This window comes from Streptomyces sp. H39-S7, from assembly GCF_027158205.1.
GTDB lineage: Bacteria > Actinomycetota > Actinomycetes > Streptomycetales > Streptomycetaceae > Actinacidiphila.
Genome location: NZ_JAPVLU010000039.1, coordinates 1 through 25,916 on the forward strand (window position 1 = coordinate 1; position 25,916 = coordinate 25,916).

Below are 25,916 nucleotides of genomic sequence, written 5' to 3' on the forward strand. Positions count from 1 at the left end.
GCCCGCCATCCGGACGGCATGCGCTCCAGCACCCAGGGCAGGGCGCCGGCCTCGTCCAGGCACGGCAGTACGACGTCGACGGGCGGTGTCGGGTGGTTGGTCACATGCTTCACCCTACGAAGCAGAAACCGACATTACGGACTTTGGTTCCTTACGAAACGCGGACGTCGGCCCCCCGATCCGCCGCCCGGGGTCCCGCCCCCTCCCTCTGGTGCCAGACTCGAAGCGTGACCACCGACCCCGAACAGCGCCGCATCCTCGTCGTCGACGACGATCCGACCGTCGCCGAAGTCGTCGCGGGATACCTCCACCGCGCGGGCTTCGTCGTGGACCGGGCCGCCGACGGCCCCACGGCGGTGGCCCGTGCCGCCGCCGTCCGCCCGGATCTCGTCGTCCTCGACCTGATGCTGCCGGGGCTGGACGGGCTGGAAGTGTGCCGGCGGATACGCGAGCGCGGACCCGTCCCGGTCGTGATGCTGACCGCGCGCGGCGACCAGGACGACCGGATCCTCGGGCTGGAGGTCGGCGCGGACGACTACGTCACCAAGCCGTTCAGCCCGCGCGAGCTGGTCCTGCGCGTGGAGTCCGTACTGCGCCGCGCCGGGACGCCGCCGCCCGACGGCCCCTGGTTGCGATCCGGGCCCCTCGCCCTGGACCCGGCCGCCCGGCGCGCCACCCGAGCCGGCGCGGAACTCGCCCTGACCATCCGCGAGTTCGACCTGCTCGCGTTCTTCCTCCGGCACCCCGGGCGGGTGCTCGGGCGCGAGGAGCTGATGCGGCGGGTGTGGGGCTGGGAGTTCGGCGACCTGTCGACCGTCACCGTGCACGTACGGCGGCTGCGCGAGAAGATCGAGGACGATCCGGCCCGGCCGCTGCTGATCAGCACGGTCTGGGGCGTCGGCTACCGCTTCGATCCGCCCGGCGATCCTTCCGTCGGCGATGCCGCGTCGGCTCATCGGGAACAGGCAGCCCAGGAAGCGGTGAAGCGCGATGCATGACGTTCTGCTGATCGCGGCTTACGCGGCCGTCGGCGCCGCGGCCGCCGGGCTCCTCGGCGCGCTGGCGCTGCGGCTGCTGCGGAACCGGTCGGTGGCGCTGTCCCTCGCGGTGGTCGCCGCCGTGACCGTGGCCGCGATGCTCGCCGGCACCCTCTCCGTCGCCTGGGCGATGTTCCTGTCCTCGCACGACCTCGGCGTGGTCATCACCGTCTGCGCGATGGCCGCCGTGGTCTCGCTGGGCGTGAGCCTGCTGCTCGGCCGCAGGGTCGTCGCGGGCAGCCGCGCCCTGGCGACCGCCACCCGCGACTTCGGCGACAGCGACACCTTTGCCGCGCCCGCCGGTCCGCCCACCGCCGAACTCGCCGACCTGGGCCGCGAACTGGCCGCGACCAGCGCGAAGCTCGCCGCGTCACGGGAGCGTGAGCGCGCGCTGGAGGCGTCCCGCCGGGAACTGGTGGCCTGGATCTCGCACGACCTGCGCACCCCGCTCGCCGGGCTGCGCGCGATGGCCGAGGCGCTGGAGGACGGCATAGCGGAGGACCCCGCGCGCTACCACGCGCAGATCAGGACCGAGGTGGAGCGCCTCAGCGGCATGGTCGGCGACCTCTTCGAACTCTCCCGTATCCAGGCGGGTGTGCTGGCCCTGGTGCCGTCCCGGATGTCCGTCTACGACCTCGTGGGCGACGCCATCGCCGGCGCGGATCCGCTGGCCCGCGAACACGGCGTCCGGCTGGTCGGCAGCGGTGTCGAGTCCGTGCCGGTGGAGGTCGACGGACGCGAGATGACGCGGGTGCTCGCCAACCTGCTCGCCAACGCCATCCACCGCACCCCGGCCGACGGAACGGTGGCGGTCTCCGCGCACCGCGAGGCCGACTCCGTGGTGCTGTCCGTCACCGACGGCTGCGGCGGCATCCCGGTCGCCGACCTGCCCCGCGTCTTCGACACGGGCTGGCGCGGCACCGGAGCCAGAACGCCTCCCGCGGGAGCCGGACTCGGGCTCGCCATCGTCCGCGGGATCGTCGAGGCCCACGCCGGCCACGCGGCCGTCAGCAACGTGCCCGGCGGCTGCCGCTTCGAGGTCGTCCTGCCGGCCGCCTCGGGCTGACCGGCGCGACCTGGCGTCAGCCCACCCCTGCCTCAGGCCGGAGAAGGCGCGGGCGTTCCCCGCAGTGCGGCGTGGGCGAAGTCGCGTACGCCGTCGGGGAAGCCGACGGCCGGCGCCCAGCCGAGCTCGGAGCGGATGCGCGCGGACGAGGCCGTGATGTGCCGGACGTCGCCGAGCCGGTACTCGCCCGTCGTGACGGGGTCGGGGCCGCCGGTGGCCGCGGCGAGGGCGGGGGCCTTGACCCCCCCGGCGGGGACGGTCCCGCTGCCGCCGTGGTAGGGCCGCAGCCCGCCGGAGGGCCGGTCGGCCGGCGCGCCGAGGGCGGCCGCGTTCGCTGCCGCGACATCCCGCACGTGCACGAAGTCCCGCCGCTGGCCGCCGTCCTCGAAGACGCGAGGGGCTTCGCCGCGCGCCAGGGCGGAGCGGAAGAGCGCGGCGACGCCCGCGTACGGGGTGTCGCGCGGCATCCCGGGGCCGTAGACGTTGTGGTACCGCAGGGACACCGCGCGGCCGTCGACCGCGCGGGCCCAGGCGGCGGTCAGGTGCTCCTGGGCGAGCTTGGTTGCCGCGTAGACGTTGCGCGGGTCGGTGGGGGCGTCCTCGGTGACGAGGCCGGGGGCGAGCGGATCGCCGCAGTGCGGGCAGGGCGGCTCGAAGCGGCCCGCGTCGAGGTCGGCGACCCGGCGCGGTCCCGGGCGGACGACGCCGTGCCGCGCGCAGGCGTACCGGCCCTCGCCGTAGACCACCATGGAGCCGGCCAGGACCAGCGACCGCACCGACGTGGCCGCCATGGCCGCGAGCAGCACGGCCGTGCCGTGGTCGTTGCAGCTGACGTAGTCGGGCGCGTCGCGAAAGTCCTTGCCCAGTCCGACCATGGCGGCCTGATGGCACACCGCGTCCACCCCGCGCAGCGCGTCCTCGACGGCCGCGCGGTCCCTGACGTCGGCGCCCCGCCAGTCGGCTCCCGCCGGGAGGACGGGCGGTTCGGCGTGGTCGCCGTGGGCGGCGGGGAGCAGGGCGTCAAGGACGCGCACGTCATGTCCGGCTTCGAGGAGGGCGGTGACGATGTGCGAGCCGATGAAGCCCGCGCCTCCGGTGACGAGTGTCAGCATGCTCCGAACGTACGGCCCGGGGCGGTTCCGGCGGCGTGACCGGGCCGGGACGTCAGCGGTCCGTAAGGAGTGCCGGGACCTCGATCGTCAGGGTGCGGGCGTCCGCGTCCAGGACGGCGGGCAGGCCGAGCGGGACGGTGATCGCGGAGTCGCAGTGCCCGAACCCCAGCTCCTCCAGGACGGGCACCCCCAGATCGCCGAGCCGGTCGAGCAGCAGCGGGCGCAGTTCCTCGTAGGGGCCGCACTCCGCCCACGAACCCAGGACGATGCCCGCGACGCCGTCCAGCCATCCGGACCGCAGCAGTTGGGTGAGGTAGCGGTCCAGGCGGTACGGCTCCTCGCCGACGTCCTCCAGGAGGAGGATCCCCCCTGCGGCGCCGGGCCGGGCCTTCGGGGTGCCGAGCTCCGCGGCGAGCAGGCAGAGCGTGCCGCCGAGGGTGCGGCCGCGGGCCCGGCCGGGGACCATGGTGCGGGCGGCGGGCGAGCCGAGGACCTGGACGCTCTCCGGTTCCATCAGGGTGCGGCGCAGGTGCTCCTGGGTGGGGCCGTCCTTGAGGAACGTGGCGGCCGCGGCCATCGGGCCGTGCAGTGTGGCGAGTCCGAGCCGGGTGGCGAACGCCTCGTGCAGCACGGTGATGTCGCTGTATCCGATGAACGCCTTCGGTTCGGCGGCCCGCATCGCCTGCCAGTCCAGCAGGTCGACCATGCGCTGCACGCCGTAGCCGCCGCGCGCGGTGAGCACCGCGGCCACCGTCGGGTCGCACCACGCCTGCTGCAGGTCCCGGGCGCGGTCCTGGTCCGCGCCGGCCAGGTACCCCAGGTCCGGGTGCCTGTCCAGGACGTGCGGCGCGACGACCGGGTCGAGTCCCCAGCCGCGCAGGATGTCGAGTCCGGGGTCGAGCCGCTCGCGCGGAACGGTGCCGCTGGGGGCGACGACCGCGACCCGGTCGCCGGGCACCAGCCGGCGTACCCGGCGCAGCGGCTCCGGTACGGGCTGCGTCACGTGGTCAGCTCCAGTCGCGGTACACCGGCCGGCACGAAGCCGAAGACCTGCCCGTAGAGCGACAGTTCGGCCTCCAGGCAGGCGACGATCGTCTCCTGGCGGCGGAAGCCGTGGCCTTCGCCCGCGAAGGTGAGGTAGGCGTGCGGGATGCCGCGCCCGGCGATCCGCTCCAGGAAGCGCTCGCACTGGACGGGCGGGCAGATCACGTCGTCCAATCCCTGGAGCAGCAGGAACGGCGCGGTGACGCGGTCGGCGCCGTTGACCGGCGAACGGTCGCGGTACCGGTCGGGGACCTCGGCGATCGGGCCGACGAGGGACTCCAGATACCGCGACTCGAAGTCGTGGGTCTCGCCGTTCGCCGACCAGCCGGTCAGGTCCAGGATCGGGAAGCTGATGGTGCCGCACGCGTACAGGTCCGTGGTGGTGAGCGACGCTCCGGTGGTCCAGCCGCCCGCGCTGCCCCCGCGGATCGCCAGCCGGGCGCCGTCCGCGGTGCCCTCCTCGACGAGCGCCCGCGCGACGGCGGCGCAGTCCTCGACGTCCACGACGCCCCACTGCTCGCGCAGCCGCTCCCGGTAGGCGCGGCCGTAGCCGGTGGAGCCGCCGTAGTTGACCTCGGCGACGCCGATGCCGCGCGAGGTGAAGTAGGCGATCTCCACGTCGAGCACCATCGGGACCCTGCTGGTAGGGCCGCCGTGCACCCACATCACATAGGGCGGCAGCTCTCCCGCCGGAGCGGCGGCCTCGGGGTTTCGCGGCGGGTACACGTACGCGTGCACCTCACGCCCGTCGGGCCCGGTGAAGGTCCGGGCGGTGGGGTCCGGCACGTACGCGGGGTCGACGGTGTCCTGGTGGGCGCAGCCGATGACGCGCGGGTGCCCGGTGCTGGTGTCGAGTTCGACGATCTCGGCCGAGGAGCGCGCGCTCGCCGCCACGTCCAGTACCCGGGTGCCGGACGTGGCGAGGCCCGCGCTCCATTCCGTCCAGCGGCCCGGGACGTCGGCCAGTTCACCGGTGGCCGGGTCGAGTATGGCCAGCCGCTGGGCCCCGACGCCGTGCAGGACCGCGAGGAGCCCTTCGCCGACGGGCGCGAACCAGCGGTAGCCGAGCTTCCAGAGCGGGCCGGCGAACTCCTCCTGGCGCGGGCAGAGGTTGACGGCCTCGCCGGTGCCTGGGTCGACACGGTGCAGGTTCCACCAGCCGGTGCGGTCCGTGGCGGCGATCAGGGTGCCGTCCGCGCTCCACTCGGCCTGGGCGACGGACTCCTGGGGGCCGCCGATCAGGGTGCGGACGCCGGTGAAGGTTCCGTCCTCCCCGACCTGCGCGAGCTTGAGCTCGGTGCCGTCCCAGGGCATCAGCGGGTGGTCCCAGGCGATCCAGACGGCCTGCCGCCCGTCCGGCGAGAGCCGGGGGCCGGTGACGAACCGGTCGACGCCGTCGGTCAGTTCGCGGACGGCGCCGCGGTCGGCGGCGGCCGACCCGTCCAGCGGCACTGCCGCGATAACGCGCCGCAGGTCGGACGGCCCGTCCCCGGTGAACTCCTCCAGCACGCACCAGACCTCGCCCCGGTCCTGCCGGATCTGCGGGTCGACCCACCGCAGACCGTCGCCCACCGCCGAGACGGGCGTCAGCGGCAGGGGTTCGGCCCCCGGCCGGTAGGCGTACAGACGCTGGTCGGCGAAGTTCACGAAGACGAGCAGCGGCCCGTCCCCGTCCGCGATCCCGGCCCACGGCCGCCCGCCGTACTCCATGACGCGGCTGCGGACGTTCCACGGTGCGGGCAGCGGGCACTGCTCGCTGCCGTCGGCGAGCCGCCGGACCAGCGCGCGGCGGCCGCCCTCGGCGGGGCGCGGCTCGGTCCACCACACCTCGTCCCCGACGAAGCCCACGAATTCGGGGCTGCCGTCGTGCGACGCGGCGGTCGCCGCGCCGATCGGCGACGGCCAGGCTCCGTACGGGACGTCCTGGGTCATGCCGGTGCCTTCCCTGAGGAGGAGGTCAGAAAGCGGTCGAGCACCCGGACGCCGAAGTGCAGCGCCTCGACCGGCACGCGTTCGTCCACTCCGTGGAAGAGCGCCTGGTAGTCGAAGCCCGGGGGCAGTTTCAGTGGTGAGAAACCGTAGCCGGTGATGCCGAGCCGGGAGAACTGCTTCGCGTCCGTGCCGCCCGACATGCAGTACGGGATGACATGGGCCTCCGGGTCGAAGTGCTCCAGCGCCTCGCGCATCGCCCCATACGTCGGCGAGTCCACCGGGGCCTGCAGCGACACCCCGCGGTGGTAGAACTCCCAGTCGACGTACGGGCCGGTGAGCCGGTCCATGGTCTCGGTGAACTCGGCCTCCCCGTCGGGCAGGATCCGCCCGTCCACGTAGGCGGTCGAGGTGCCGGGGATGACGTTGACCTTGTACCCGGCCTGCAGCATCGTCGGATTGGTGCTGTTGCGGACCGTGGGCCGGACGAGCGCGGCGGCCGGGCCGAGCCGGTCGAGCAGCCCGTCCACATCGTCCAGGTCGGGTTCGATGCCGTACAGCACGGCGAGTTCGGTGAGCGAGGCGCGCACGGTGTCGGTCAGCCGGACCGGCCACTCGTGTTCGCCGATCCGCGCGATGGCCGCGGCCAGCCGGCTGACCGCGTTCGCCGAGTTGACCTTGGAGCCGTGCCCGGCCCTGCCGTGTGCCGTCAGCCGCATCCAGGCGGTGCCACGCTCGCCGGCGGCCACCGGGTACAGCCGCATGCCACCGCCGGCGTGGAAGGTGAAGGCGCCCGATTCGCTGATGCCCTCGGTACACCCCTCGAAGAGCCCGGGGTGCTGGTCCGTGAGGAAGGCGGCGCCGTAGGCGGCGCTGTCCTCCTCGTCCGCGGTGAACGCGAGCACCAGGTCCCGGGACGGGCGGCGTCCGGTGCGGGCCATGGCCCGCACCGTGGCGAGCACCATCGCGTCCATGTTCTTCATGTCGATCGCGCCGCGGCCCCAGACCACCCCGTCGCGGATCTCGCCGGAGAAGGGGTGCACGCTCCAGTCCGCGGGCTCGGCCGGGACGACGTCCAGGTGGCCGTGGACCAGCAGCGCGTCGGCGCCGGGGTCGCTGCCCTCGATGCGGGCCACGACGTTGGCACGGCCGGGGGCGGACTCCAGGATCAGGGGCTCGATCCCGGCGTCGGACAACTGCTGGGCAACGTATTCGGCGGCGGGCCGCTCGTTGCCGTCGCCGCCGCCGCGGTTGGTCGTGTCGATCCGGATCAGGTCGGAGGTAAAGCGCACCACCTCGTCCAGCGCCTGCTGGTCCACCGCCTGGCAGACCGCTTCGAACACCCCTTGCTCAGCCATACTGTTCCTCCACCGCTGCCGACACGAGCGTGGTCACCGCCTTGAAAGCGCGGATGCCCTCGTACATGGTCGGTGATGTGTAGTCGACACGACGTTCGCCGATCCGCGCCACGCCGGGCACCACCGCGGCGGCCCCCGCGAGGTGCACGGCGTCGAACTCGACCTCCATGTGGAAGGGGCCGGCCCGCTCGGGCTGATGGCGCACCGCGAGCGCCGCGGCTTCCTTCGCCGCGGCCCGGATGTCGGCCGCGGTCCTGGCCGGGGGCCGGCAGACCGCCGCGTACCGCGACACATAGTCCTTGACCGCGACCGTACGGGCCTGCGGGGCGTATCCGCGCGCGTCGACGCCGGTACGGTCGTCGCCCGTCACCAGGACGACCGGCACCCCGTACTCGGCGACGACCAGCGCGTTCAGCCGCCCCTCACCGGCCGGCTCGCCGTTGACCCACACGCCCGTGATCGAGTTGGCGAGGTAGGTGTGCGCGAGCACGCCCTCGGTCCCGGCGCCCGTGTGGTACCCGACGAACGCGATGCCGTCCACGTCGCCGTGTTGCACGCCCTCGACCATCGACAGGTCCTTGTGCCGGCCGGTGAGCATCTCGGCCCGTTCGTCGAGTTTCTCCAGCAACAGGTTGCGCATGGTCCAGTGCGCCTCGTTCACCAGGACCTGATCGGCGCCGCCGTCGAAGAAGCCGGCGATCGCGGCGTTCACGTCGGACGTGAACATATGGCGGCAGCGCTGCCACTGCTCGCTTCCCGGCAGCACATCGGCAGGCCAGGTGACGCCGGTGGCGCCCTCCATGTCGGCCGAGATGAGGATCTTCATGCGAGGCAACGCTACGCGGTTTTGCGCGGCGCATAACAGGCCTGTGGACAACTCTAGTGGTCTAGACCTCTATGGATCCGGGCGGGGCCTGGGCTGCACCCCCCGCCACCAGCCATTTCGACGGCAACTCGATGCGCGTGCCGTCGGGACGGAACTCCGCCGTCGTCAGCGGCAGCTCGCCGCCGGCGAGCAGAGCGAGACCGGCCGCCGCGAAGAAGCCGGGCACCGCCTCGTCGGCCACCTCGCCCGGGGTGAGGCCGTGCGCGAAGACCGCTCCCAGCTTCGGCGGCGGGCCGCCGGGCCCCTGGGCCAGGCCCAGCAGGACGCCCTTCGCGGCAGCCGACAGCTCGACCGCGAACACCCGCCCGCGCTCGCCGAGCAGGATCGCGATGCCCTCGATCAGCGGCTGCCGGTCCGCGGGCTCGCACTGGTGCAGCACACCCCGCATGTAGACGTTCGCGTCACCCGTCTCCGCGTGCAGCCGGCGGGCCATGGCCACGTCGGCCCCGTTGAGCTGCTGGTACTCGGCGACGCCGTTCGGGTCCGCCTGTCGCGCGAGTGCGATCGCCGCCTCGGACAGGTCCACCCCGACCACCCGGTCGTAGCGCTCCGCGAGGTACCGGGTCTGGGTGCCGTTGCCGCACCCGAAGTCGACGACCGGCAGTCCGGCGTCGAAGTACGGCTCGAAGAGCGGTATCTGCAGTGCGGCGGTGAGAGACGCGTCGGCGTCCCAGAAGACCGCGCCGGACGCCGGTGGCGCGTCCTGCCAGAAACTCTCCCAAGCCTGCGTGTATGTGCCGGGCACGTTCATTTCGGGACTCCCCAGGATGCGACCGAAACCTCAGTGACTCGGTACCGCGGCGAGGCGGCGGCGAAGGGTCTCGCCGCCACCCCCTCAGCGCCGCCGTCGCGCCGCCGACCGCGGCAGCGTCTGCTCGAACCAGACCGTCTTGCCCCGCGCCGTGCGGCTCGTACCCCACTGCCGTGCCAGCCGGCTCACGATGCGCATGCCCCGCCCGTAGCCGTCCTCGGAGCCGGTGTTCAGCAGGACGGGGACCGAATGGTCGTCATCCGTCACCTCGCACAGCAGCGCGTCGGCCCGCACCAGGCGCAGCTCGATCTCCGCGGTGTCCGCGTGCCGGACGGCGTTGGTGACGATCTCGCCGACCAGCAGCTCCGCGGTCTCCGAGGCCTCCTCCAGGCCCCACTCGCGCAGCGTCTGCCGGGTCAGCCGGCGGGCGTGCGCGGCCTCACGCGGATCGCGGGCCAGCCGCCACGTCGCCACGTCGGAACGCGGGATGCCGTTGAGCCGGGCCATCAGCAGCGCGACGTCGTCCTTGCGGCCGTCGCGCGGGTTGAGCGCGCGGATGATCGTGTCGCAGGCGTCGTCCATCGACGCCGCGGGATGCGCGGCGCTCTCGCACAGCGCGGCCAGCCCGGTGCCGATGTCCTGCCCGCGCACCTCGACCAGCCCGTCGGTGCACAGCACCAGCCGGTCGCCGGGCGCGACCGGCACCGTGACCGTCTCGAAGGGGACGCCGCCCACCCCGATCGGGGCGCCGGTCGGCACGTCCAGCAGCTCACTGCGCCCGTCGGCCGCCCGCACCAGGACCGGCGGGATGTGCCCGGCGTTGGAGATCACCAGCTCGGACTCGATCGGGTCGTACACGGCGTACAGGCAGGTGGCCAGGTAGTGCTCGCCGAGCCGCTGCGCCAGATCGTCGAGGTTGCGCAGCAGTTGGGCGGGCGGCATGCCCATCGCCGCCATGGTCTGCACGGCGGTGCGTAGCTGGCCCATCATCGCGGCCGAGTTCAGCCCGTGCCCCATGACGTCGCCGACGACGAGCGCCAGCCGCGAGCCGGCCAGCTTGATCGTGTCGAACCAGTCACCGCCGACCCGGCCCAGCCGGGTCCCGGGCAGATAGCGGGTGGCCACGTCACAGCCCGGCATCCGCGGGGTGATGTGGGGCAGCATGCTGTCCTGGAGGGTGTCCGCGACGTTCTCCTGGTACGTGTACATGCGGGCGTTGTCCAGCACGAGGCCGGCGCGGGCGGCGAACTCCGCGCCCGTCGCCTTGTCCATGTCGTTGAAGACCGGCCGTTCCTGGTGACGCAGCAGGATCATGAAGCCGAGCACCACATTGCGGGCCTTGAGCGGCACCACGAGCATCGACCGGTTGTTGATCAGCGGGCTGATGTCGCGCTTCTCGAACTGCGCGGCGATCGCGTTGCCCATCTGCTCGGAGATCCGGGGCACGAGCACCGGCCGGCCGCTGGTCATGCACTGGAAGAACGGGGTGTGCTCGGGGAACGGCATCGACTCACCGACCGGCACCACGTCGTCCCAGCGCCCCGGCTCGTCCGTGTGCTCGACCGCCACCCGGTACCACATGGTGGTGACGTCCGGCGGCCCGTCGGGGAACCCCTCACCGGCGAGCACCTGCTCGCGCAGGTACGAGCCCGCGACGTCCGTGAAGCGCGGCACCACGGCCGCACTGACCTCCTGGATGGTGCGTGCCAGGTCCAGCGAGGTGCCGATCCGGGCACTGACCTCGTTGAGGAATTCGAGGTGCTCGCGCACCGCGGCGTACTCGAGGTCCGGCGCCAGGTCGGCCGGGGCCGCGGCCTGCGGGTCCAGCTGGGCGGCCGCGGCGGCGGCGCGGCGCCTGGCCCGCCGCTCGTCGCGCCGGGGCACGCCCCAGTCGGGGGTGACCGGCACCCGGTCGTGCTGGCTGAACTCCAGCACCGGATAGCCGAGCTCCAGCACCTGGTAGACGATCCGGGCGCTCTCCGCCGGATTCATGCTCGGCAGGATCTCGGGCAGCCGCTTGGCGAGCTGGTCCGCACCCGAGAACTCGGTGTGCAGAGCGAACCCGGGTGCGATCCGTTCGAATTCCCCGGCTGTCATGTCCGCCGCCGGATCCCGGCCCGCGTCCTGCTGGGGATGGACCTGGGCCGCGTCGGCCGCCAGGACCAGCAGCCGCTCGGGCCCCGGTCCCACGAGCGGGTACGCCCACCAGAGGACGTCCACGGGCCCGCCCTCGCGGTCCCCGTCGCCGTGGCAGTCGTCGAAGAGCCGGGCCCGGCCCGCGGTCGGGTAGGCGGTCTCGCCGCTGAGCGAGGCGTCCAGCTCCGGACCGAAGTCGTCGGTTCCGCCCCCGTCCGCGGTTCCGGGCTCGTCCGTGACCGCGCTGCTCAGAGCCCCGGAGACCGGCAGCAGGTCCACCGCGGGACGGCCGACGGCCTCTTCCCTGGAGCAACCGAAGAGCTTGCGGGCACCGGTGCTCCAGTGCGATACGCGTCCCGCGCCGTCCACGACGATCACCGCGAGCGGGATGCGTCCGGACAGCCCCGGAGGAGTGCGGGGGTCCATGGCTGGGTGGGCTCCTTCCCTGGGAGCCGCGGCTCAGGACCGGTCCGGGACCCCCGTCCCAGCGCAAGATCTGCGGCACCTGTACCACCGTACGACCGGAGCGGGGCGCCGCGAAGGGCAATGCCGGAATCCGGGCGCACGCCCGCGAGAGAGCGCCCCCTGGACACGTGCTAGCGTCCTTTGTCTCTGTTCGAACTCCAGATACGTGGTGCGAGTTCGACTCCGGCGGGGGTGGGGATCCATGCCGGAGCACGTAGGACCCGCGACTGGAAGAGATACCGTTGACCACCTGGGAGACCGTGGGCTGGGCCGCCGCGAAGCGCCCCAAGTCCTTTCTCCGGCTTGCGGATCCGCGTCGGCCCGTGATGGCCGCGACGCTGTTCGCGGCCGTGCTGCACATCGTGTGGGCGCTGTGGCTGGCCAAGGACGCCGGAGACATGGCCGCCCAGTTCGCGTGGACGGACTTCATCCGCGAGCACCCGGACTCCGCGTACAACCTCTCCTGGTACGGCGGGATGCACCCCGCCTCCTACAGCATCCTGTCGCCCTACATCATGGCGTGGCTCGGGGTCCGCACGACCGCGGTGATCGCGGGCACGCTCTCCGCGACCGTCGCCGCGTACCTGCTGGTCCGCTACCGGATCAGCAAGCCGATGCTGCCCGCCCTGTGGACGGCGTTCGCCCTGTGGTGCGACGTGGCGTCGGGCCGGGTCACTTTCGCGCTCGGCATGCTCTTCGCGCTCGGCGCGGCCGCCCTCGTCCTTCCCGACGACGAACAGCGGACCTCGCGCGTCATCGGGGCCTCCGCGCTGGGCGCGGTCGCCACCATGTGCAGCCCGGTGGCGGGACTCTTCATCGAGGTCCTGGCGGGCGCCCTGTTCCTGACCGGGCGCCGCAAGCACGCGTACATCCTGGCCGCGAGCCCGCCGGTCGTGGTCGGCGGCACGTCCCTGCTCTTCCCGTTCTACGGGGTGCAGCCCTTCACCTGGTACTTCGCCGCGCTGCCGCTGGCCACCGCCGTCCTGGTGGCGATGCTGGCGCCGAAGTCCTGGCGCACCCTGCGCACCGGGTCGTGGGTGTACGCCGGGGGCATAGCGCTGACGTGGGCGGTTCCGTCGCCGATCGGCAGCAATGTCGAGCGGCTCTCCCTGCTCTTCGGCGGCACCGCGCTGCTCGCCGCCGCGGTCGGGCGCACCGACCGGGGCCGCAAGACCCTCGTCATCTTCACGGCGTTCCTCGCCGTCGCCGTCTGGCAGGTCGCCAAACCCGTCACGGACCTGGTCAACACCGCACCGGTGACCGGGACCATCCAGCACGCCCAGGGTCTCATCGACGAGCTGGCCCGGGTCGGCGCCGACCGGGGCCGGGTCGAGGTCGTCCCGCTGCGCTCGCACTGGGAGGCGTCGGGAATAGCTCCGCACGTCAACCTCGCCCGCGGCTGGAACCGCCAGGCGGACGTCGAGCGGAACCCGCTCTTCTACGACGGCACCCTCACCCCGGCCACCTACCTGGCCTGGCTGCAGCACTGGGGCGTCGGATACGTCGTCCTGCCGTCGGACGAACCGGACGGCGCGGCCGTCGCGGAAGCGAAGATCGTCGCTGCCGGGCACGAGTGGCTGCAGCCGGTCTGGCAGGACGACCACTGGCGCCTGTACAGCGTGACCGGGGCCCAGCCGATGGCCGCCCCTCCGTCGATCGTCCGCCAGGCCGGACCGGCCGAGCTGGTCATCGAGGTTCCGACGGCGGGCCCGGTGCTGCTGCGCATCCCGTGGTCGCCGTGGCTCGGGATCGCCGGAGCCACGGACTCCGACCACGGCTGTCTGGCCCAGGACGGCGACTGGACCCGGCTGTACGCTCCGACGCCCGGCACGTACCGGATAGGCGGGCGCTACTCCCTGTCCCGCGGGACGCCCTGCAAGAACGACGACTGACCCCGGGCGCCGCCCGGCGCACGACTCCCCCGCCGCGCCGAGCGCCAGGGGTGTTCCGCCCGCCGCGCGCCCCCGGCACCTCCCCCTCTTCCCCTCGCCCGTCGTCACCTCGGTCCTTCCGCCGGCCGCCGGGTCAGTCCTCGTGTCCCAGTTGCAGGTCGCGCTCGGTGCGGCCGCCGCCGGCGACCTGCAGGACGGTGGCCACCGGCGGGTAGCCGGCGGCGATCACGGTGTACTCGCCGGTCGCCAGGTCGACGAAGCGGAAGTGCCCGTCGGCCCCCGTCGTCACCGAGTCCACCACGTTGCCGGCCGCGTCGAGCAGGGTGACCCGGGCGTCCTCGACCACCCGGCCGCCCGGCGCCCGCGCGGTGCCGCGCAGCACCGCGCCCCCGGCCAGCTCCACGTCCTGCCGGCTCTCGCGGGCGGCCTGCACCGAGACCGGCAGCGCGGCGGGGCGGTACGCGGGGGCGCTGGCGGCCAGCGTGTACTCGCCCGCCACCAGGTCGGTCAGCACATAGCCGCCGTCGGCGGCGCTGCGGGTGCTGGAGACGACGTCGCCTCGGACGTCCGTGAGCGTCACGATGGCGTCGCGGACCGGGGTGCCGTCCGCGGTGTGCACCGTGCCGGCCAGCCGTCCCGCGCCGCCGAGCACCACGTCCAGCTCGACCGGCCGGTCGCCGACGGTCACGCTGACGGCCTGCGGCTGGTGGCCGCCGGCGGCCGCGATCAGTACGTAGCTGCCGGTGCCCGGGGTGCTCAACGCGTACCGTCCGTCCTCGCCCGTCGCCCCGCGGCCGATCTGCCGGCCGGTGATGTCGATCAGGGTGAGCGCGGCCCGGCCCACCGAGGTGCCGTCGGAGTGCTGGACGGTGCCGCAGACGGGGACTCCCCCGGCGTCGGCGGTCCGCCCGACGCCCGTCCTGGCCGGGGGGACGGCGGGATCGGAGACGGAGCCGTACTGGGTCACCAGGGGTTTCTCCTTCAGGAAGAATGCGAGCAGGAAGCCGAGGACGAGCACCGGCACCAGGTACAGGAAGATCCGCGGCATGGCCGCGGCGTACGCCTGGACGTAGCCGTCACGCACCGCGGCGGGCAGGGTGCGCACCAGTTGCGGGGTGATCGACTGCGGGTCCGGCAGGTGGGCGCCGCGCGGGAGTTCCGCGGCCAGCCGGTCGGCGAGCCGGTTGGCGAACATCGTGCCGAAGACGGCAGCGCCGACGGATCCGCCGATCTGCCGGAAGTAGTTGCTGGCGCTGGTCGCGGCGCCGATGTCGGACGGGCGCACCGAGTTCTGCACGGCGAGCACCAGGACGGGCAGCACGAGTCCGATGCCGAGGCCGAGCACCGCCATGAAGGCGCTGTACTCGAGCCGGGACGTCTCCGCGTCCAGCAGGGACAGCAGCCACATGCCGAGCGCGGACAGCGCGCCGCCGAGCAGCGGGAAGACCTTGTAGCGGCCGGTCCTGCTGATCAGCTGGCCGGAGGCGACGGAGGCGAGGACGACACCGAGCATCATCGGGAGCATCAGCAGCCCGGATCCGGTGGCGCTGGCGCCGTCGACCATCTGCAGGAAGGTCGGCAGGTAGCTGGCGGCGCCGAAGAGCGCGATGCCGGTGACCGCGCCGACCAGCGCGGTGACGTTGAAGACGCCGTCACGGAAGAGCCGCAGCGGAATGACGGGTTCGGCCGCGAAGTGCTCGGTCAGCACGAAGAGCACGGCGCTGGCGAGAGCGCCCGCGCCGAGGCCGACGATCATCTCCGAGCGCCAGGCGTAGGTGGTGCCGCCCCAGCTGGTCAGCAGCACCAGGCAGGTGGAGCCGGCCGCGAGCAGCAGCGCGCCCAGCACGTCGAGGCGGGGGCGGATCGTGGGGCGGGGCAGCCGGAGCACGACGCTGATCAGGGCGAGGGTGAACAGCCCGAACGGCACGTTGATGTAGAAGCACCAGCGCCAGCTGGTGTGGTCGGTGAAGAAGCCGCCCAGCAGCGGCCCGGCGACGGACGCCACGCCGTAGGCGGCGCCGATCAGGCCCATGTAGCGGCCGCGCTCGCGGGGCGGGACGATGTCCGCCATGATCGCCTGCACGCCGATCATGAGCCCGCCGCCGCCGATGCCCTGCACCGCGCGGAAGGCGATCAATTGGTCCATGGTGCGTGACGCGCCGGCCAGCGCGGAGCCGATGACGAAGACGACGATCGCGAACTGGAAGACCCGCTTGCGGCCGAAGAGGTCGCCGAGCTTGCCGTAGATCGGCAGTCCGATGGTGGACGCGAGCAGGTAGGCGGTGACGGCCCAGGACATCTTCTCCAGGCCGTGCAGCTCTCCGACGATCTTCGGGAGCGCGGTCGCCACGATCATCTGGTCGAGGGCGGCGAGCAGCAGCGTGAGCATCAGGCCGAGGAAGACCAGCCGTACCCGGCGCGGGGTCAGGTCGGCCGGCGGGATGCCGGTGGCCGATCCGGACGGGCCGTCCGCGCCGGGCGGCGGGCCGCCGGCCGGGCCGGGGCCGGTCGACGACGCACCGCCGTCCGCCGGTTCGGCCGGACCGGCCCGTTCGACCAGAGTGGTTCCGCCCACGTGCCGCTCCCCTCGTCGCGCCTGATCCGTCACCCAATTCCCGCATTAAGCGACAACGACGAACAAGCGCGACGATTCTCCGAAGCGATGCAGAACCACCCGTATCAGTGAACGATCGAACCCGAAGGGGGCAGTGCGGGGCGGCTACTTAGCCGTCTCGACCTCGGCGGCGAGCTTCGCGAGCACCGCGTCGTAGATGCGCCCGAGGCCCTTGGGCGCGAAGGTCCGCTCGAAGAACCCGCCGACGCCGCCGGCGCCGTCCCACGTGGTGGTGACGACGACCTTGGACCGGCCGGTGCCCGCGGGGGTCACCGTCCACGTCGTGACCATGGACGAGTTGCGGTCCGCCTCGACCAGCTGTCCCGCGGTCGGCGCGGTGACGTCGAAGAGGCAGTCGCGGATCCGCTTGCTGGTCGCCTGCAGCTTCCAGTGCACCAGCGTGCCGGCGCCGCTGCCGCCCTCGCGGACCTCGTACTCGCTGAACTGCTCGGGGAGCAGGGTCTTCCTGGTGCCCGCGTAGTCCGCGAGAGCGTCGTACACCCGCTCCGCCTCCGCCTCGATGACCCGCTGGGTGGTGGCCTCGACCTGCGCCATTTCTTCTCCTCCGGTCCGTGCCCGCATGTGCCGGCCAAGCCAACCACACACGCTAACCGAATATATGTTCTATTATGCAGAGGAGCCACTGAGGAGGGCGTCATGCGCTGGGACAACCTGGGCCGCGACGAGGCCGCCACCGCCACCACGCCCGCACTGTTCGGGACGGACGTGGTCACCCGGACCTTCGACACCCCCGAATTCCGCGGCATCACCTTCCACGAGGTACGGGCCCGCTCGATCGTGAACCGCGTGCCCGGCGCCTCGCAGATGCCGTTCGACTGGACGGTCAACCCGTACCGGGGCTGCAGTCACGCCTGCGTCTACTGCTTCGCCCGCAACACCCACAGCTACCTGGACCTCGACACCGGCCTGGACTTCGACTCGCAGATCATCGTCAAGGTGAACGCGCCCGACCTGCTGCGCAAGGAGCTCGCCGGGCCGCGCTGGCAGGGGCAGCACATCGCCATGGGCACCAATGTCGACTGCTACCAGCGGGCCGAGGGCCGCTACCGGCTGATGCCCGGCATCATCGGCGCGCTGCGGGACCACGCCAACCCGTTCTCGATCCTCACCAAGGGCTCGCTGATCCTGCGCGACCTGGACCTGCTGCGGCAGGCGGCCCGGGTCACCGAGGTCTCCACGGCGGTCTCCGTCGGCTTCCTCGACCGCGACCTGTGGCGCACGGTCGAGCCCGGCACCCCGTCCCCCGGCAAACGGCTGGAGGTCTGCCGGACGCTGAACGAGAACGGCATCCGCTGCCATGTGCTGATGGCGCCCGTCCTGCCGTACCTCAGCGACTCCCCGGAACAGCTGCGCGACACCGTCCGCGCCATCGCGGAGTCCGGGGGCACCTCCGTGACCCCGCTCGCGCTGCATCTGCGGCCCGGCGCGCGGGAGTGGTACATGGCCTGGCTCTCGGTGCACCATCCGCGGCTGCTCAGCCGCTACAAGTCGCTCTACGCGGAGGGTTCGTACGCCCCGAAGTGGTACCAGCGGCGCATCACCCGCCAGGTGAACGAGTTCGCCACGGAGTTCGGCATCGGCCCGACCCGCTCGGACGGCCCTCTGCGGGGCGTTCCCGCGCCCGCCGCTCCGGTGGATGTCAAGGGACCGACCCAGCTGTCGCTGCTCTGACCGGCGGGAGAGCCGCGGATCCGCTACGAAGGCGGTGTCCCACCGGAAGCGTCGGGAGCGTCGTAAGGATCCGCCGCGGAGCAGCCGATCCGTTCGAGGGCCGCGGTGGCGGCCGCCCGCAGGCGGGAGTGGGCGCACGCGGCCCGCAGTACGGTCGCGGCCCGGGGGTCGCCGAGTTCGCCGAGCCCCTCCACGCACGCGGGGACGGCGTCCCAGCCGAGCGCCTGCTCGGCCAGCAGCCGGTCCAGGGTCTCGATGAGCGCGGGGACGGATTCCGGGGCCCTCAACTGGACCAGCAGCCGGATCGGGTGTAGGGCGTAGGCGACCCGGAGCGGGTTGGTCGCGAGCGCGGCGGCGGCCCGCGCGGTGCGGGGATCGCCCAGCAGGGCCAGGGCGCGCGCCGCGGTCTCGGCCCGTGCGGGTTCGCGGTAGTTGAGCAGCAGGGCGAGGGTTTCGAAGGCCCTGCGGTCGCCCGCCGCGGCCAGTGCCACGGCGGCGGCCTCCCTGGCTTCCAGGGGCTGCCCCGGTGCGGTGAGTACGCCGGCCAGTTCGTCGCGCGCTGCGGAATCCACCCGCTCAGCCTACGGCGCGCTCATCTGTACGCGGTACAGATCACATGGGCGGTGGTCTGGCGCGTAGGTTACCGGCCGGTTACCCTCGGACCAACGTGCACGGCAGCCTGGTGACGCAGCCGCCGCGCACAGCCCGGACCGCGCCACCCGTACGCGGTCCAGGCAACGCACCACCGCACGACCGTTCAGCAGCACGCAGTACTTCACGTCGGTTCGGCACCATCGCGGCGCGGCCCCGGGACAGGGCCCGCCCCTCACCCCCTTGCGGGCATCCACCCCTTCTTCGTGGCCCGCGACTCCACCAACTCCTCAGCCGCGCGCGCCTCCCGGCAGCGGCGGTCTCCTCAGCATCTGGAGTTTCGCGATGGACCGTCCGTCCAGCAGCAGTCCCCTGCCATCCCTCGGTCTTCCCACCGTCGCCGTCGTCGGCCTCGGCACCATGGGCGCCGGCATCGCCGAGGTCATGGCCCGCGCCGGCCATGAGGTCATCGGCATCGACACCAGCGACACCGCCGCCCGCAGGGCTGTCACGGCCCTGGACCAGTCCACGGCGCGCGCCGTGGAGCGCGGCCGGATCACCGAGGCCGAGCGCGCCGACACCCTCGCGCGGTTCCGCACCTTCCCCGATCTGCAGGCGGCCGCCGAGGCGGACCTGGTCATCGAGGTCGTCAACGAGCAGTTCGAGGTCAAGCAGGCGGTCTTCGAGGCGCTCGACCTGATCGTGAAGCCGGACGCCATCATCGCGACGGGCACCAACGCGCTGTCGGTAACGCGGCTGGCCTCGCACACCTCACGCCCGGACCGCGTCCTCGGGCTGCACTTCTTCGCCCCGGCGCCCGCCATGAAGCTGGTCGAGGTGGTCTCCACCGTCCTGACCTCGCCGGAAGCGACCGCCTCGGTGACCGCGCTGGTGCGCGCGCTCGGCAAGGAGCCGGTCCCGGTCGGCGACCGGCCCGGCTTCATCGCCGACGGCCTGCTGTTCGGCTACCTCAACCAGGCCGCGGCGATGTACGAGTCGAAGTACGCGACCCGTGAGGACATCGACGCCGCGATGCGGTTCGGCTGCGGCCTGCCGATGGGCCCGCTGGCGCTGCTCGACCTGATCGGCATCGACACCGCGCAGACCGTCCTGGAGGCGATGTACGAGGCGTCCCACGACCGGCTGCACGCGCCGGCCCCGATCCTGGGCCAGCTGGCCGCGGCCGGGCTGTCCGGCCGCAAGTCGGGCCGTGGCTTCTACACCTACGAGGCCCCCGGCAGCGAGACCGTCGTCGCCGACGCCTCGACCCCGGCCGTCGCCGGGACCGCCGACGGCACGGGTCCCGCCATCCGCAACATCCGCACCGTGGGCGTCGCCGGATCCGGCACCATGGCGACCGGGATCGCCGAGGTGTTCGCGAAGGCCGGCTACGACGTGGTGCTGGCCGCCCGCTCCCAGGAGAAGGCCGACCAGGCCGTGGCCCGGCTGGCCAAGTCCCTGGACCGCTCGGTCGCCAAGGGGCGGCTCACGCAGGAGCAGCGTGACGCGACCGTCGCCCGGGTGACGGCGGCCGGCTCGTACGACGCCTTCGGCGACGTGGACCTGGCCGTCGAGGCGGTCGCCGAGGACCTCGCCGCCAAGCAGGCGCTGTTCGCCGCGCTGGACCGGGCCTGCAAGCCCGGCGCGGTGCTCGCCACCACGACGTCCTCGCTGCCCGTCATCGCCATCGCCCGCGCGACCTCGCGCCCGCGGGACGTGATCGGGATGCACTTCTTCAACCCGGCGCCCGCGATGAAGCTCGTCGAGGTGGTCCGCACCGTCCTGACCGGGGACGATGTGCACGCCACCGTCCGCGCGGTGTGCCTGAAGGTGCGCAAGCACGCGGTGGACTGCGGAGACCGCGCCGGGTTCATCGTGAACGCGCTGCTGTTCCCGTACCTGAACAACGCGGTGAAGATGGTCCAGGAGAACTACGCGACGGTGGCGGACATCGACACCGCGATGAAGCTCGGCGGCGGGTACCCGATGGGCCCGTTCGAGCTGCTGGACGTCGTCGGCCTGGACGTCTCCCTGGCGATCGAGCAGGTGCTGCACAAGGAGTTCCGCGACCCGGGCCTGGCGCCCTCGCCGCTGCTGGAGCACCTGGTGTCGGCGGGGTGCCTGGGCCGCAAGACGGGCCGCGGCTTCCGCGAGTATGCCCGGCGCTGATCATGAGGGCGGCTGGGGCGGTCTGCTCGGCCCGCGAGGGCCGTCCCGGCCGCCCCGTACGTCCCGCGCGGGTCCGGCCATGGAGTACGTTCCACGTATGGCCCAGCCCATCAAGTCCGCGACGAAGTCCACCGCCGAAGGCCCCGCGCCGGCGACGGCGAACGGCCGCCGTGTCGCCGCACAGCGCCACCGGGTGCGGCAGGACCTCGCCGCGTCCGCGATGCACCTGTTCGCGTCCCGGGGGTACGAGGCCACCACCGTCGACGACATCGCCGCGGCGGCCGGGGTGGCCCGCCGGACGTTCTTCCGGCACTTCCGGTCCAAGGAAGAGGCCATCTTCCCCGACCACGACGACACCCTGGTGCGGGTCCAGGCGGTCCTGGACTCCGCGGAACCCCAGGAGCACCCGCTGGACACCGTGTGCCGCGGCATCACCGAGGTCCTGCGGATGTACGCGGAGTCCCCCGAGGTGTCCGTGGAGCGGTACCGGCTGACGCGCGAGGTGCCCACGCTGCGGGAGCGCGAGATCGCCTCGGTGGCGCGCTACGAACGGCTCTTCACCCGCTACCTGCTGGGCCACTTCGACGAGTCGGCGCACCATGACGGCGACGACGACCCGCTGCTCGCCGAGGTCGCCGCGTCGGCCGTGGTGGCGGCGCACAACCACGTGCTGCGCCGCTGGCTGCGGGCCGGCGGCAAGGGGGACGTGGAGGCGCAACTCGACCACGCCTTCGACGTGATCAAGGTGACGTTCGGCACCGGCATAGGGGTCGGGCGGCCGGCGGGGTCCGCTTCGGCGCCCGCCGCGGCGGTCTCGCAGACCGGTGAGGTCGTGGTCACGGTGGCGCGTACGGACGCCTCTCCCGCCGAAGTGATGCGGATCATCGAGAAGGCGCTGCGGGGCGGCTGACCGCCCGCGCAGCCCCTCGGAGGCACCACACAGCGGCACCGCACAGCGGCCGTCCGGACGATCCGGGCGGCCGCTGTTGCTCGTTTGTGGCGCCGGGATGACACTTGAGAGAAATTGTTGGCACGCAGTGTCTTTACGAGTGGCACCGCGTGCCATAACGTAAGTCTCGTCCGGGCGGGCGGCGTGTGGTGATCCCACGCACGCTGTCTGTCCCCAAAGGCCCGGACGCCTGCGTCACAGGCACCCCCGGACCCGTCCGGGGGAACCACCGCGCCACCGCGCGCACCGGTTCCACCCGTGCGACCGTCACGGGAGCAGCACCCCCGCCGAACCGACGGCACCAATCACCCGTCAGCCCTCGCCGACGTTCCCTCAAGCGTTTCAACGTCGCGCTTCGCCGGAGGCACCCCGTGAAGGAAATTCTGGACGCGATCCTCGCGTCGGACAGCTCGGACAGCTCGGCCGCCGACTTCGCGGCACTGCCGCTGCCGGAGTCCTACCGCGCCATCACCGTCCACAAGGACGAGGCCGAGATGTTCGCCGGCCTCGACAGCCGCGACAAGGACCCGCGCAAGTCCCTGCACCTGGACGACGTGCCGGTCCCCGAACTCGGTCCCGGCGAGGCCCTCGTCGCCGTCATGGCCAGCTCGGTGAATTACAACTCCGTCTGGACCTCGATCTTCGAGCCGGTCTCCACGTTCTCGTTCCTGGAGCGGTACGGAAGGCTGTCGCCGCTGACCAAGCGGCACGACCTGCCCTACCACGTGATCGGCTCCGACCTCGCGGGCGTCGTGCTGCGCACCGGCCCCGGCGTCAACGCCTGGAAGCCGGGCGACAAGGTCGTCGCGCACTGCCTCTCCGTCGAGCTGGAGTCCTCCGACGGCCACAACGACACGATGCTCGACCCCGAGCAGCGGATCTGGGGCTTCGAGACCAACTTCGGCGGCCTCGCCGAGATCGCCCTGGTCAAGTCCAACCAGCTGATGCCCAAGCCCGCGCACCTCAGCTGGGAGGAGGCCGCCTCCCCCGGTCTGGTCAACTCCACCGCCTACCGCCAGCTGGTGTCCCGCAACGGCGCCGACATGAAGCAGGGCGACAACGTGCTGATCTGGGGCGCCTCCGGCGGCCTCGGCTCCTACGCCACCCAGTTCGCGCTGGCCGGCGGCGCCAACCCGATCTGCGTGGTCTCCAGCGAGCAGAAGGCCGACATCTGCCGCGCGATGGGCGCGACCGCGATCATCGACCGCAACGCCGAGGGCTACAAGTTCTGGTCCGACGAGCACACCCAGGACCCGCGCGAGTGGAAGCGGTTCGGCAAGCGCATCCGCGAGCTGACCGGCGGTGAGGACATCGACATCGTCTTCGAGCACCCCGGCCGGGAGACCTTCGGCGCCAGCGTCTACGTCACGCGCAAGGGCGGCACCATCACCACCTGCGCCTCGACCTCGGGTTACATGCACGAGTACGACAACCGCTACCTTTGGATGTCGCTCAAGCGGATCATCGGCTCGCACTTCGCCAACTACCGCGAGGCGTGGGAGGCCAACCGGCTGATCGCCAAGGGCAAGATCCACCCGACGCTGTCGAAGACGTACTCCCTGGAGGAGACCGGCCAGGCCGCGTACGACGTGCACCGCAACCTCCACCAGGGCAAGGTCGGCGTCCTGGCGCTGTCCCCGCAGGAGGGCCTGGGCGTCACGGACCACGAGATGCGCGCGCAGCACCTGACGGCGATCAACCGCTTCCGGAACATCTGATGACGCGGCGCGAGAAGGACCGTCCGTGGCTCATGCGGACGTACGCCGGCCACTCCACCGCCGAGGCGTCCAACGAGCTGTACAAGAACAACCTCGCGAAGGGGCAGACCGGCCTGTCCGTCGCGTTCGACCTGCCGACCCAGACCGGCTACGACCCCGACCACATCCTCGCCCGCGGCGAGGTCGGCCGGGTCGGCGTCCCGGTCTCGCACATCGGTGACATGCGGCGGCTCTTCCAGGACATCCCCCTGGAGGGGATGAACACCTCGATGACCATCAACGCCACCGCCATGTGGCTGCTGGCGATGTACCAGGTGGTCGCCGAGGAGCAGGGCGCCGACATCACCAGGCTCCAGGGGACGACGCAGAACGACATCGTCAAGGAGTACCTGTCGCGCGGGACGCACGTCTTCCCGCCCGGCCCCTCCCTGCGGTTGACCACGGACATGATCACGTACACGGTCAACAACATCCCCAAGTGGAACCCGATCAACATCTGCAGCTATCACCTGCAGGAGGCCGGGGCCACGCCGGTCCAGGAGATCGCCTTCGCGATGTCCACCGCGATCGCCGTCCTGGACGCGGTGTTCGCCTCCGGCCAGATCCCGGAGGACCGCCGCGGCGAGGTGGTCGCCCGCATCTCCTTCTTCGTGAACGCGGGCGTCCGCTTCATCGAGGAAATGTGCAAGATGCGGGCCTTCGGCCGCCTCTGGGACACCGTCACCCGGGAGCGCTACGGCATCGAGGACGCCAAGCAGCGCCGGTTCCGCTACGGCGTGCAGGTCAACTCCCTGGGACTGACCGAGGCCCAGCCGGAGAACAACGTCCAGCGCATCGTCCTGGAGATGCTGGCCGTCACCCTCTCCAAGGACGCCCGCGCCCGCGCCGTGCAGCTTCCCGCCTGGAACGAGGCGCTGGGCCTGCCCCGGCCCTGGGACCAGCAGTGGAGCCTGCGCATCCAGCAGGTGCTCGCCCATGAGAGCGACCTGCTGGAGTACGAGGACATCTTCGAGGGCAGCCATGTCATCGAGGCCAAGGTCACCGAGCTCATGGAGCTGGTGACGGCCGAGATGGACCGCATCGAGAAGATGGGCGGCGCCATGGCCGCCGTCGAGACCGGCTATCTGAAGTCGGCGCTGGTCTCCTCGCACGCCGAGCGCCGCGCACGCATCGAGTCCGGCGAGGAGAAGATCGTCGGCGTCAACTCCTACCAGGGCACCGAGCCCAGCCCACTCACCGCCGACCTCGACACCGCCATCATGACCGTCGACCCGGCCAACGAGGCACGCGTCGTCAGCGCGCTGCACACCTGGCGCGACAACCGCGACGAGCAGCGCGCCCAGGAGTCGGTCGCGGCGCTGAAGGCCGCGGCGGCGGGCAGCGAGAACCTGATGGCCGCGACGCTGGAATGCGTACGCGCCGGTGTGACGACCGGCGAGTGGTCCTGGGCGCTGCGGGACGTGTTCGGCGAGTTCCGCGCCCCCACGGGCGTCAGCAGCGCCCCGGTGGCGGTCACCGCCGAGGCCGGCACCCCGCTGGCCGAGGTGCGCCGCAAGGTCTCCGCGACCGCCGCGGAGCTCGGCAGCGGCAAGCTGCGGCTGCTGGTCGGCAAGCCGGGCCTGGACGGGCACTCCAACGGCGCCGAGCAGATCGCCGTACGCGCCCGTGACGCCGGGTTCGAGGTGGTCTACCAGGGCATCCGGCTCACCCCCGAGCAGATCGTCTCCGCGGCCGTGGCCGAGGATGTGCACTGCGTGGGCCTGTCGATCCTGTCCGGTTCGCACGCGGCACTGGTGCCGGACGTGCTGGAGCGGCTCCGCCGGGCCGGCGTGGACGACGTGCCGGTGATCGCCGGCGGCATCATCCCGCCGGCGGACGCGGCGGCGTTGCGCGCCGCCGGGGTGGCCGCGGTGTTCACTCCGAAGGACTTCGGCATCACTGAGATCATCGGGCGGATCGTGGACGAGATCCGGCTCGCGAACAAGTTGGAGGTATGACGGTGCAGTTCGGTCGCACTTACGAAGAGTTCGAGGTCGGTGCTGTCTACAAGCACTGGCCCGGAAAGACGGTCACCGAGTACGACGACCATCTCTTCTGCCTCCTCACGATGAACCACCACCCGCTCCACATGGACGCGAACTACGCCGAGAACACCACCGACTTCGCCAAGAACGTCGTGGTGGGGAACTACATCTACTCCCTGCTGCTGGGCATGTCCGTGCCGGACGTGTCGGGCAAGGCCATCGCCAACCTGGAGGTCGAGTCGCTCAAGCACGTGGCGCCGACGTTCCACGGCGACACGATCTACGGGCAGACCACCGTCCTGGACAAGTGGCCGTCCAAGTCGAAGGACGACCGCGGCATCGTCTACGTCGAGACCAAGGGCTACAAGCAGGACGGCACCATGGTGTGCGTCTTCCGCCGCAAGGTCATGGTCCCCACCGCCACGTACATCAAGGAACGCGGCGGCGAGCAGCCCGGCCGCCCCGACCTGCAGGAGAACTGAC

The 25,916-nt window shown here is 72.3% G+C and carries 19 protein-coding genes and 1 pseudogene; 9 read left to right on the forward strand and 11 right to left on the reverse strand.

Annotated elements, in window-relative coordinates:
- Positions 1–113, reverse strand: a pseudogene (locus tag O3X23_RS30760) (glycosyltransferase); the annotation flags it as partial.
- A gap of 141 nt (positions 114–254) precedes the next feature.
- On the opposite strand from O3X23_RS30760, the gene O3X23_RS30765 reads away from it, so the two are divergent.
- Both O3X23_RS30765 and O3X23_RS30770 read left to right on the forward strand, forming a co-directional pair.
- Positions 255–998, forward strand: coding sequence for a response regulator transcription factor (locus tag O3X23_RS30765; protein ID WP_269275444.1), 744 nt, complete (start codon positions 255–257; stop codon positions 996–998).
- Positions 991–2,103: a sensor histidine kinase gene (locus O3X23_RS30770; protein ID WP_269275314.1), complete on the forward strand. Its 1,113-nt coding sequence runs from the start codon at positions 991–993 to the stop codon at positions 2,101–2,103. Before O3X23_RS30765 ends, O3X23_RS30770 begins: the two co-directional genes overlap by 8 nt.
- 32 nt (positions 2,104–2,135) lie before the next feature.
- Here the strand turns inward: O3X23_RS30770 and O3X23_RS30775 are convergent, their stop codons facing one another.
- The 7 genes from O3X23_RS30775 to O3X23_RS30805 form a co-directional block, all read right to left on the reverse strand.
- Entirely contained in the window at positions 2,136–3,215 is a 1,080-nt protein-coding gene (locus O3X23_RS30775; RefSeq protein ID WP_269275316.1) for an NAD-dependent epimerase/dehydratase family protein, read from the reverse strand.
- Between the two features lie 52 nt (positions 3,216–3,267).
- Complete coding sequence (locus O3X23_RS30780; RefSeq protein ID WP_269275318.1) at positions 3,268–4,218, reverse strand: S66 peptidase family protein; 951 nt, start codon at positions 4,216–4,218, stop codon at positions 3,268–3,270.
- Positions 4,215–6,191, reverse strand: coding sequence for a S9 family peptidase (locus O3X23_RS30785; protein WP_269275320.1), 1,977 nt, complete (start codon positions 6,189–6,191; stop codon positions 4,215–4,217). The genes O3X23_RS30780 and O3X23_RS30785 overlap by 4 nt, the downstream gene beginning before the upstream one ends.
- Positions 6,188–7,546, reverse strand: coding sequence for a M20/M25/M40 family metallo-hydrolase (locus O3X23_RS30790; protein WP_269275323.1), 1,359 nt, complete (start codon positions 7,544–7,546; stop codon positions 6,188–6,190). The genes O3X23_RS30785 and O3X23_RS30790 overlap by 4 nt, the downstream gene beginning before the upstream one ends.
- Positions 7,539–8,372, reverse strand: coding sequence for a M55 family metallopeptidase (locus tag O3X23_RS30795; protein ID WP_269275324.1), 834 nt, complete (start codon positions 8,370–8,372; stop codon positions 7,539–7,541). Before O3X23_RS30795 ends, O3X23_RS30790 begins: the two co-directional genes overlap by 8 nt.
- Positions 8,373–8,433: 61 nt before the next feature.
- Positions 8,434–9,183 (reverse strand): class I SAM-dependent methyltransferase, encoded by a 750-nt coding sequence (locus O3X23_RS30800; protein ID WP_269275327.1) that lies wholly within the window; start codon positions 9,181–9,183, stop codon positions 8,434–8,436.
- A gap of 84 nt (positions 9,184–9,267) precedes the next feature.
- Positions 9,268–11,745, reverse strand: a complete 2,478-nt coding sequence (locus O3X23_RS30805; protein ID WP_269275329.1) for an ATP-binding SpoIIE family protein phosphatase — start codon at positions 11,743–11,745, stop codon at positions 9,268–9,270.
- Positions 11,746–12,026: 281 nt separating this feature from the next.
- Here O3X23_RS30805 and O3X23_RS30810 point away from each other — a divergent pair, with 281 nt between their 5' ends.
- Positions 12,027–13,676 (forward strand): MFS transporter, encoded by a 1,650-nt coding sequence (locus O3X23_RS30810; protein ID WP_269275332.1) that lies wholly within the window; start codon positions 12,027–12,029, stop codon positions 13,674–13,676.
- A 133-nt stretch (positions 13,677–13,809) separates the two neighbouring features.
- Here the strand turns inward: O3X23_RS30810 and O3X23_RS30815 are convergent, their stop codons facing one another.
- Together O3X23_RS30815 and O3X23_RS30820 are read right to left on the reverse strand one after the other, a co-directional pair.
- Positions 13,810–16,251, reverse strand: a complete 2,442-nt coding sequence (locus tag O3X23_RS30815) for an MFS transporter (RefSeq protein WP_269275334.1) — start codon at positions 16,249–16,251, stop codon at positions 13,810–13,812.
- A 144-nt stretch (positions 16,252–16,395) separates the two neighbouring features.
- Positions 16,396–16,845: an SRPBCC family protein gene (locus O3X23_RS30820; protein WP_269275336.1), complete on the reverse strand. Its 450-nt coding sequence runs from the start codon at positions 16,843–16,845 to the stop codon at positions 16,396–16,398.
- A gap of 102 nt (positions 16,846–16,947) precedes the next feature.
- Between O3X23_RS30820 and O3X23_RS30825 the strand changes: the two genes are divergently transcribed.
- On the forward strand, positions 16,948–17,982 hold the full coding sequence (locus tag O3X23_RS30825) for an Rv2578c family radical SAM protein (protein ID WP_269275338.1): 1,035 nt from the start codon (positions 16,948–16,950) through the stop codon (positions 17,980–17,982).
- A gap of 23 nt (positions 17,983–18,005) precedes the next feature.
- Here O3X23_RS30825 and O3X23_RS30830 read toward each other — a convergent pair whose 3' ends face one another.
- Entirely contained in the window at positions 18,006–18,554 is a 549-nt protein-coding gene (locus tag O3X23_RS30830) for an adenylosuccinate lyase (protein ID WP_269275340.1), read from the reverse strand.
- A 364-nt stretch (positions 18,555–18,918) separates the two neighbouring features.
- Here O3X23_RS30830 and O3X23_RS30835 point away from each other — a divergent pair, with 364 nt between their 5' ends.
- From O3X23_RS30835 to O3X23_RS30855, 5 genes are all read left to right on the forward strand, one after another.
- A complete protein-coding gene (locus tag O3X23_RS30835; RefSeq protein WP_269275341.1) occupies positions 18,919–20,742 on the forward strand; it encodes a 3-hydroxyacyl-CoA dehydrogenase family protein in 1,824 nt (607 codons plus the stop codon).
- A 79-nt stretch (positions 20,743–20,821) separates the two neighbouring features.
- Entirely contained in the window at positions 20,822–21,652 is an 831-nt protein-coding gene (locus tag O3X23_RS30840; RefSeq protein WP_443048026.1) for a TetR family transcriptional regulator, read from the forward strand.
- A 410-nt stretch (positions 21,653–22,062) separates the two neighbouring features.
- Positions 22,063–23,409: a crotonyl-CoA carboxylase/reductase gene (gene ccrA / locus O3X23_RS30845; RefSeq protein ID WP_269275344.1), complete on the forward strand. Its 1,347-nt coding sequence runs from the start codon at positions 22,063–22,065 to the stop codon at positions 23,407–23,409.
- Positions 23,409–25,406: a protein meaA gene (locus O3X23_RS30850; protein ID WP_269275345.1), complete on the forward strand. Its 1,998-nt coding sequence runs from the start codon at positions 23,409–23,411 to the stop codon at positions 25,404–25,406. Before ccrA ends, O3X23_RS30850 begins: the two co-directional genes overlap by 1 nt.
- A 2-nt stretch (positions 25,407–25,408) precedes the next feature.
- Positions 25,409–25,915 carry a MaoC family dehydratase gene (locus O3X23_RS30855; protein ID WP_269275446.1) on the forward strand — a complete coding sequence of 169 codons (507 nt, stop codon included), beginning with the start codon at positions 25,409–25,411 and terminating at the stop codon, positions 25,913–25,915.
- The last annotated feature ends 1 nt before the right edge of the window (position 25,916 follow it).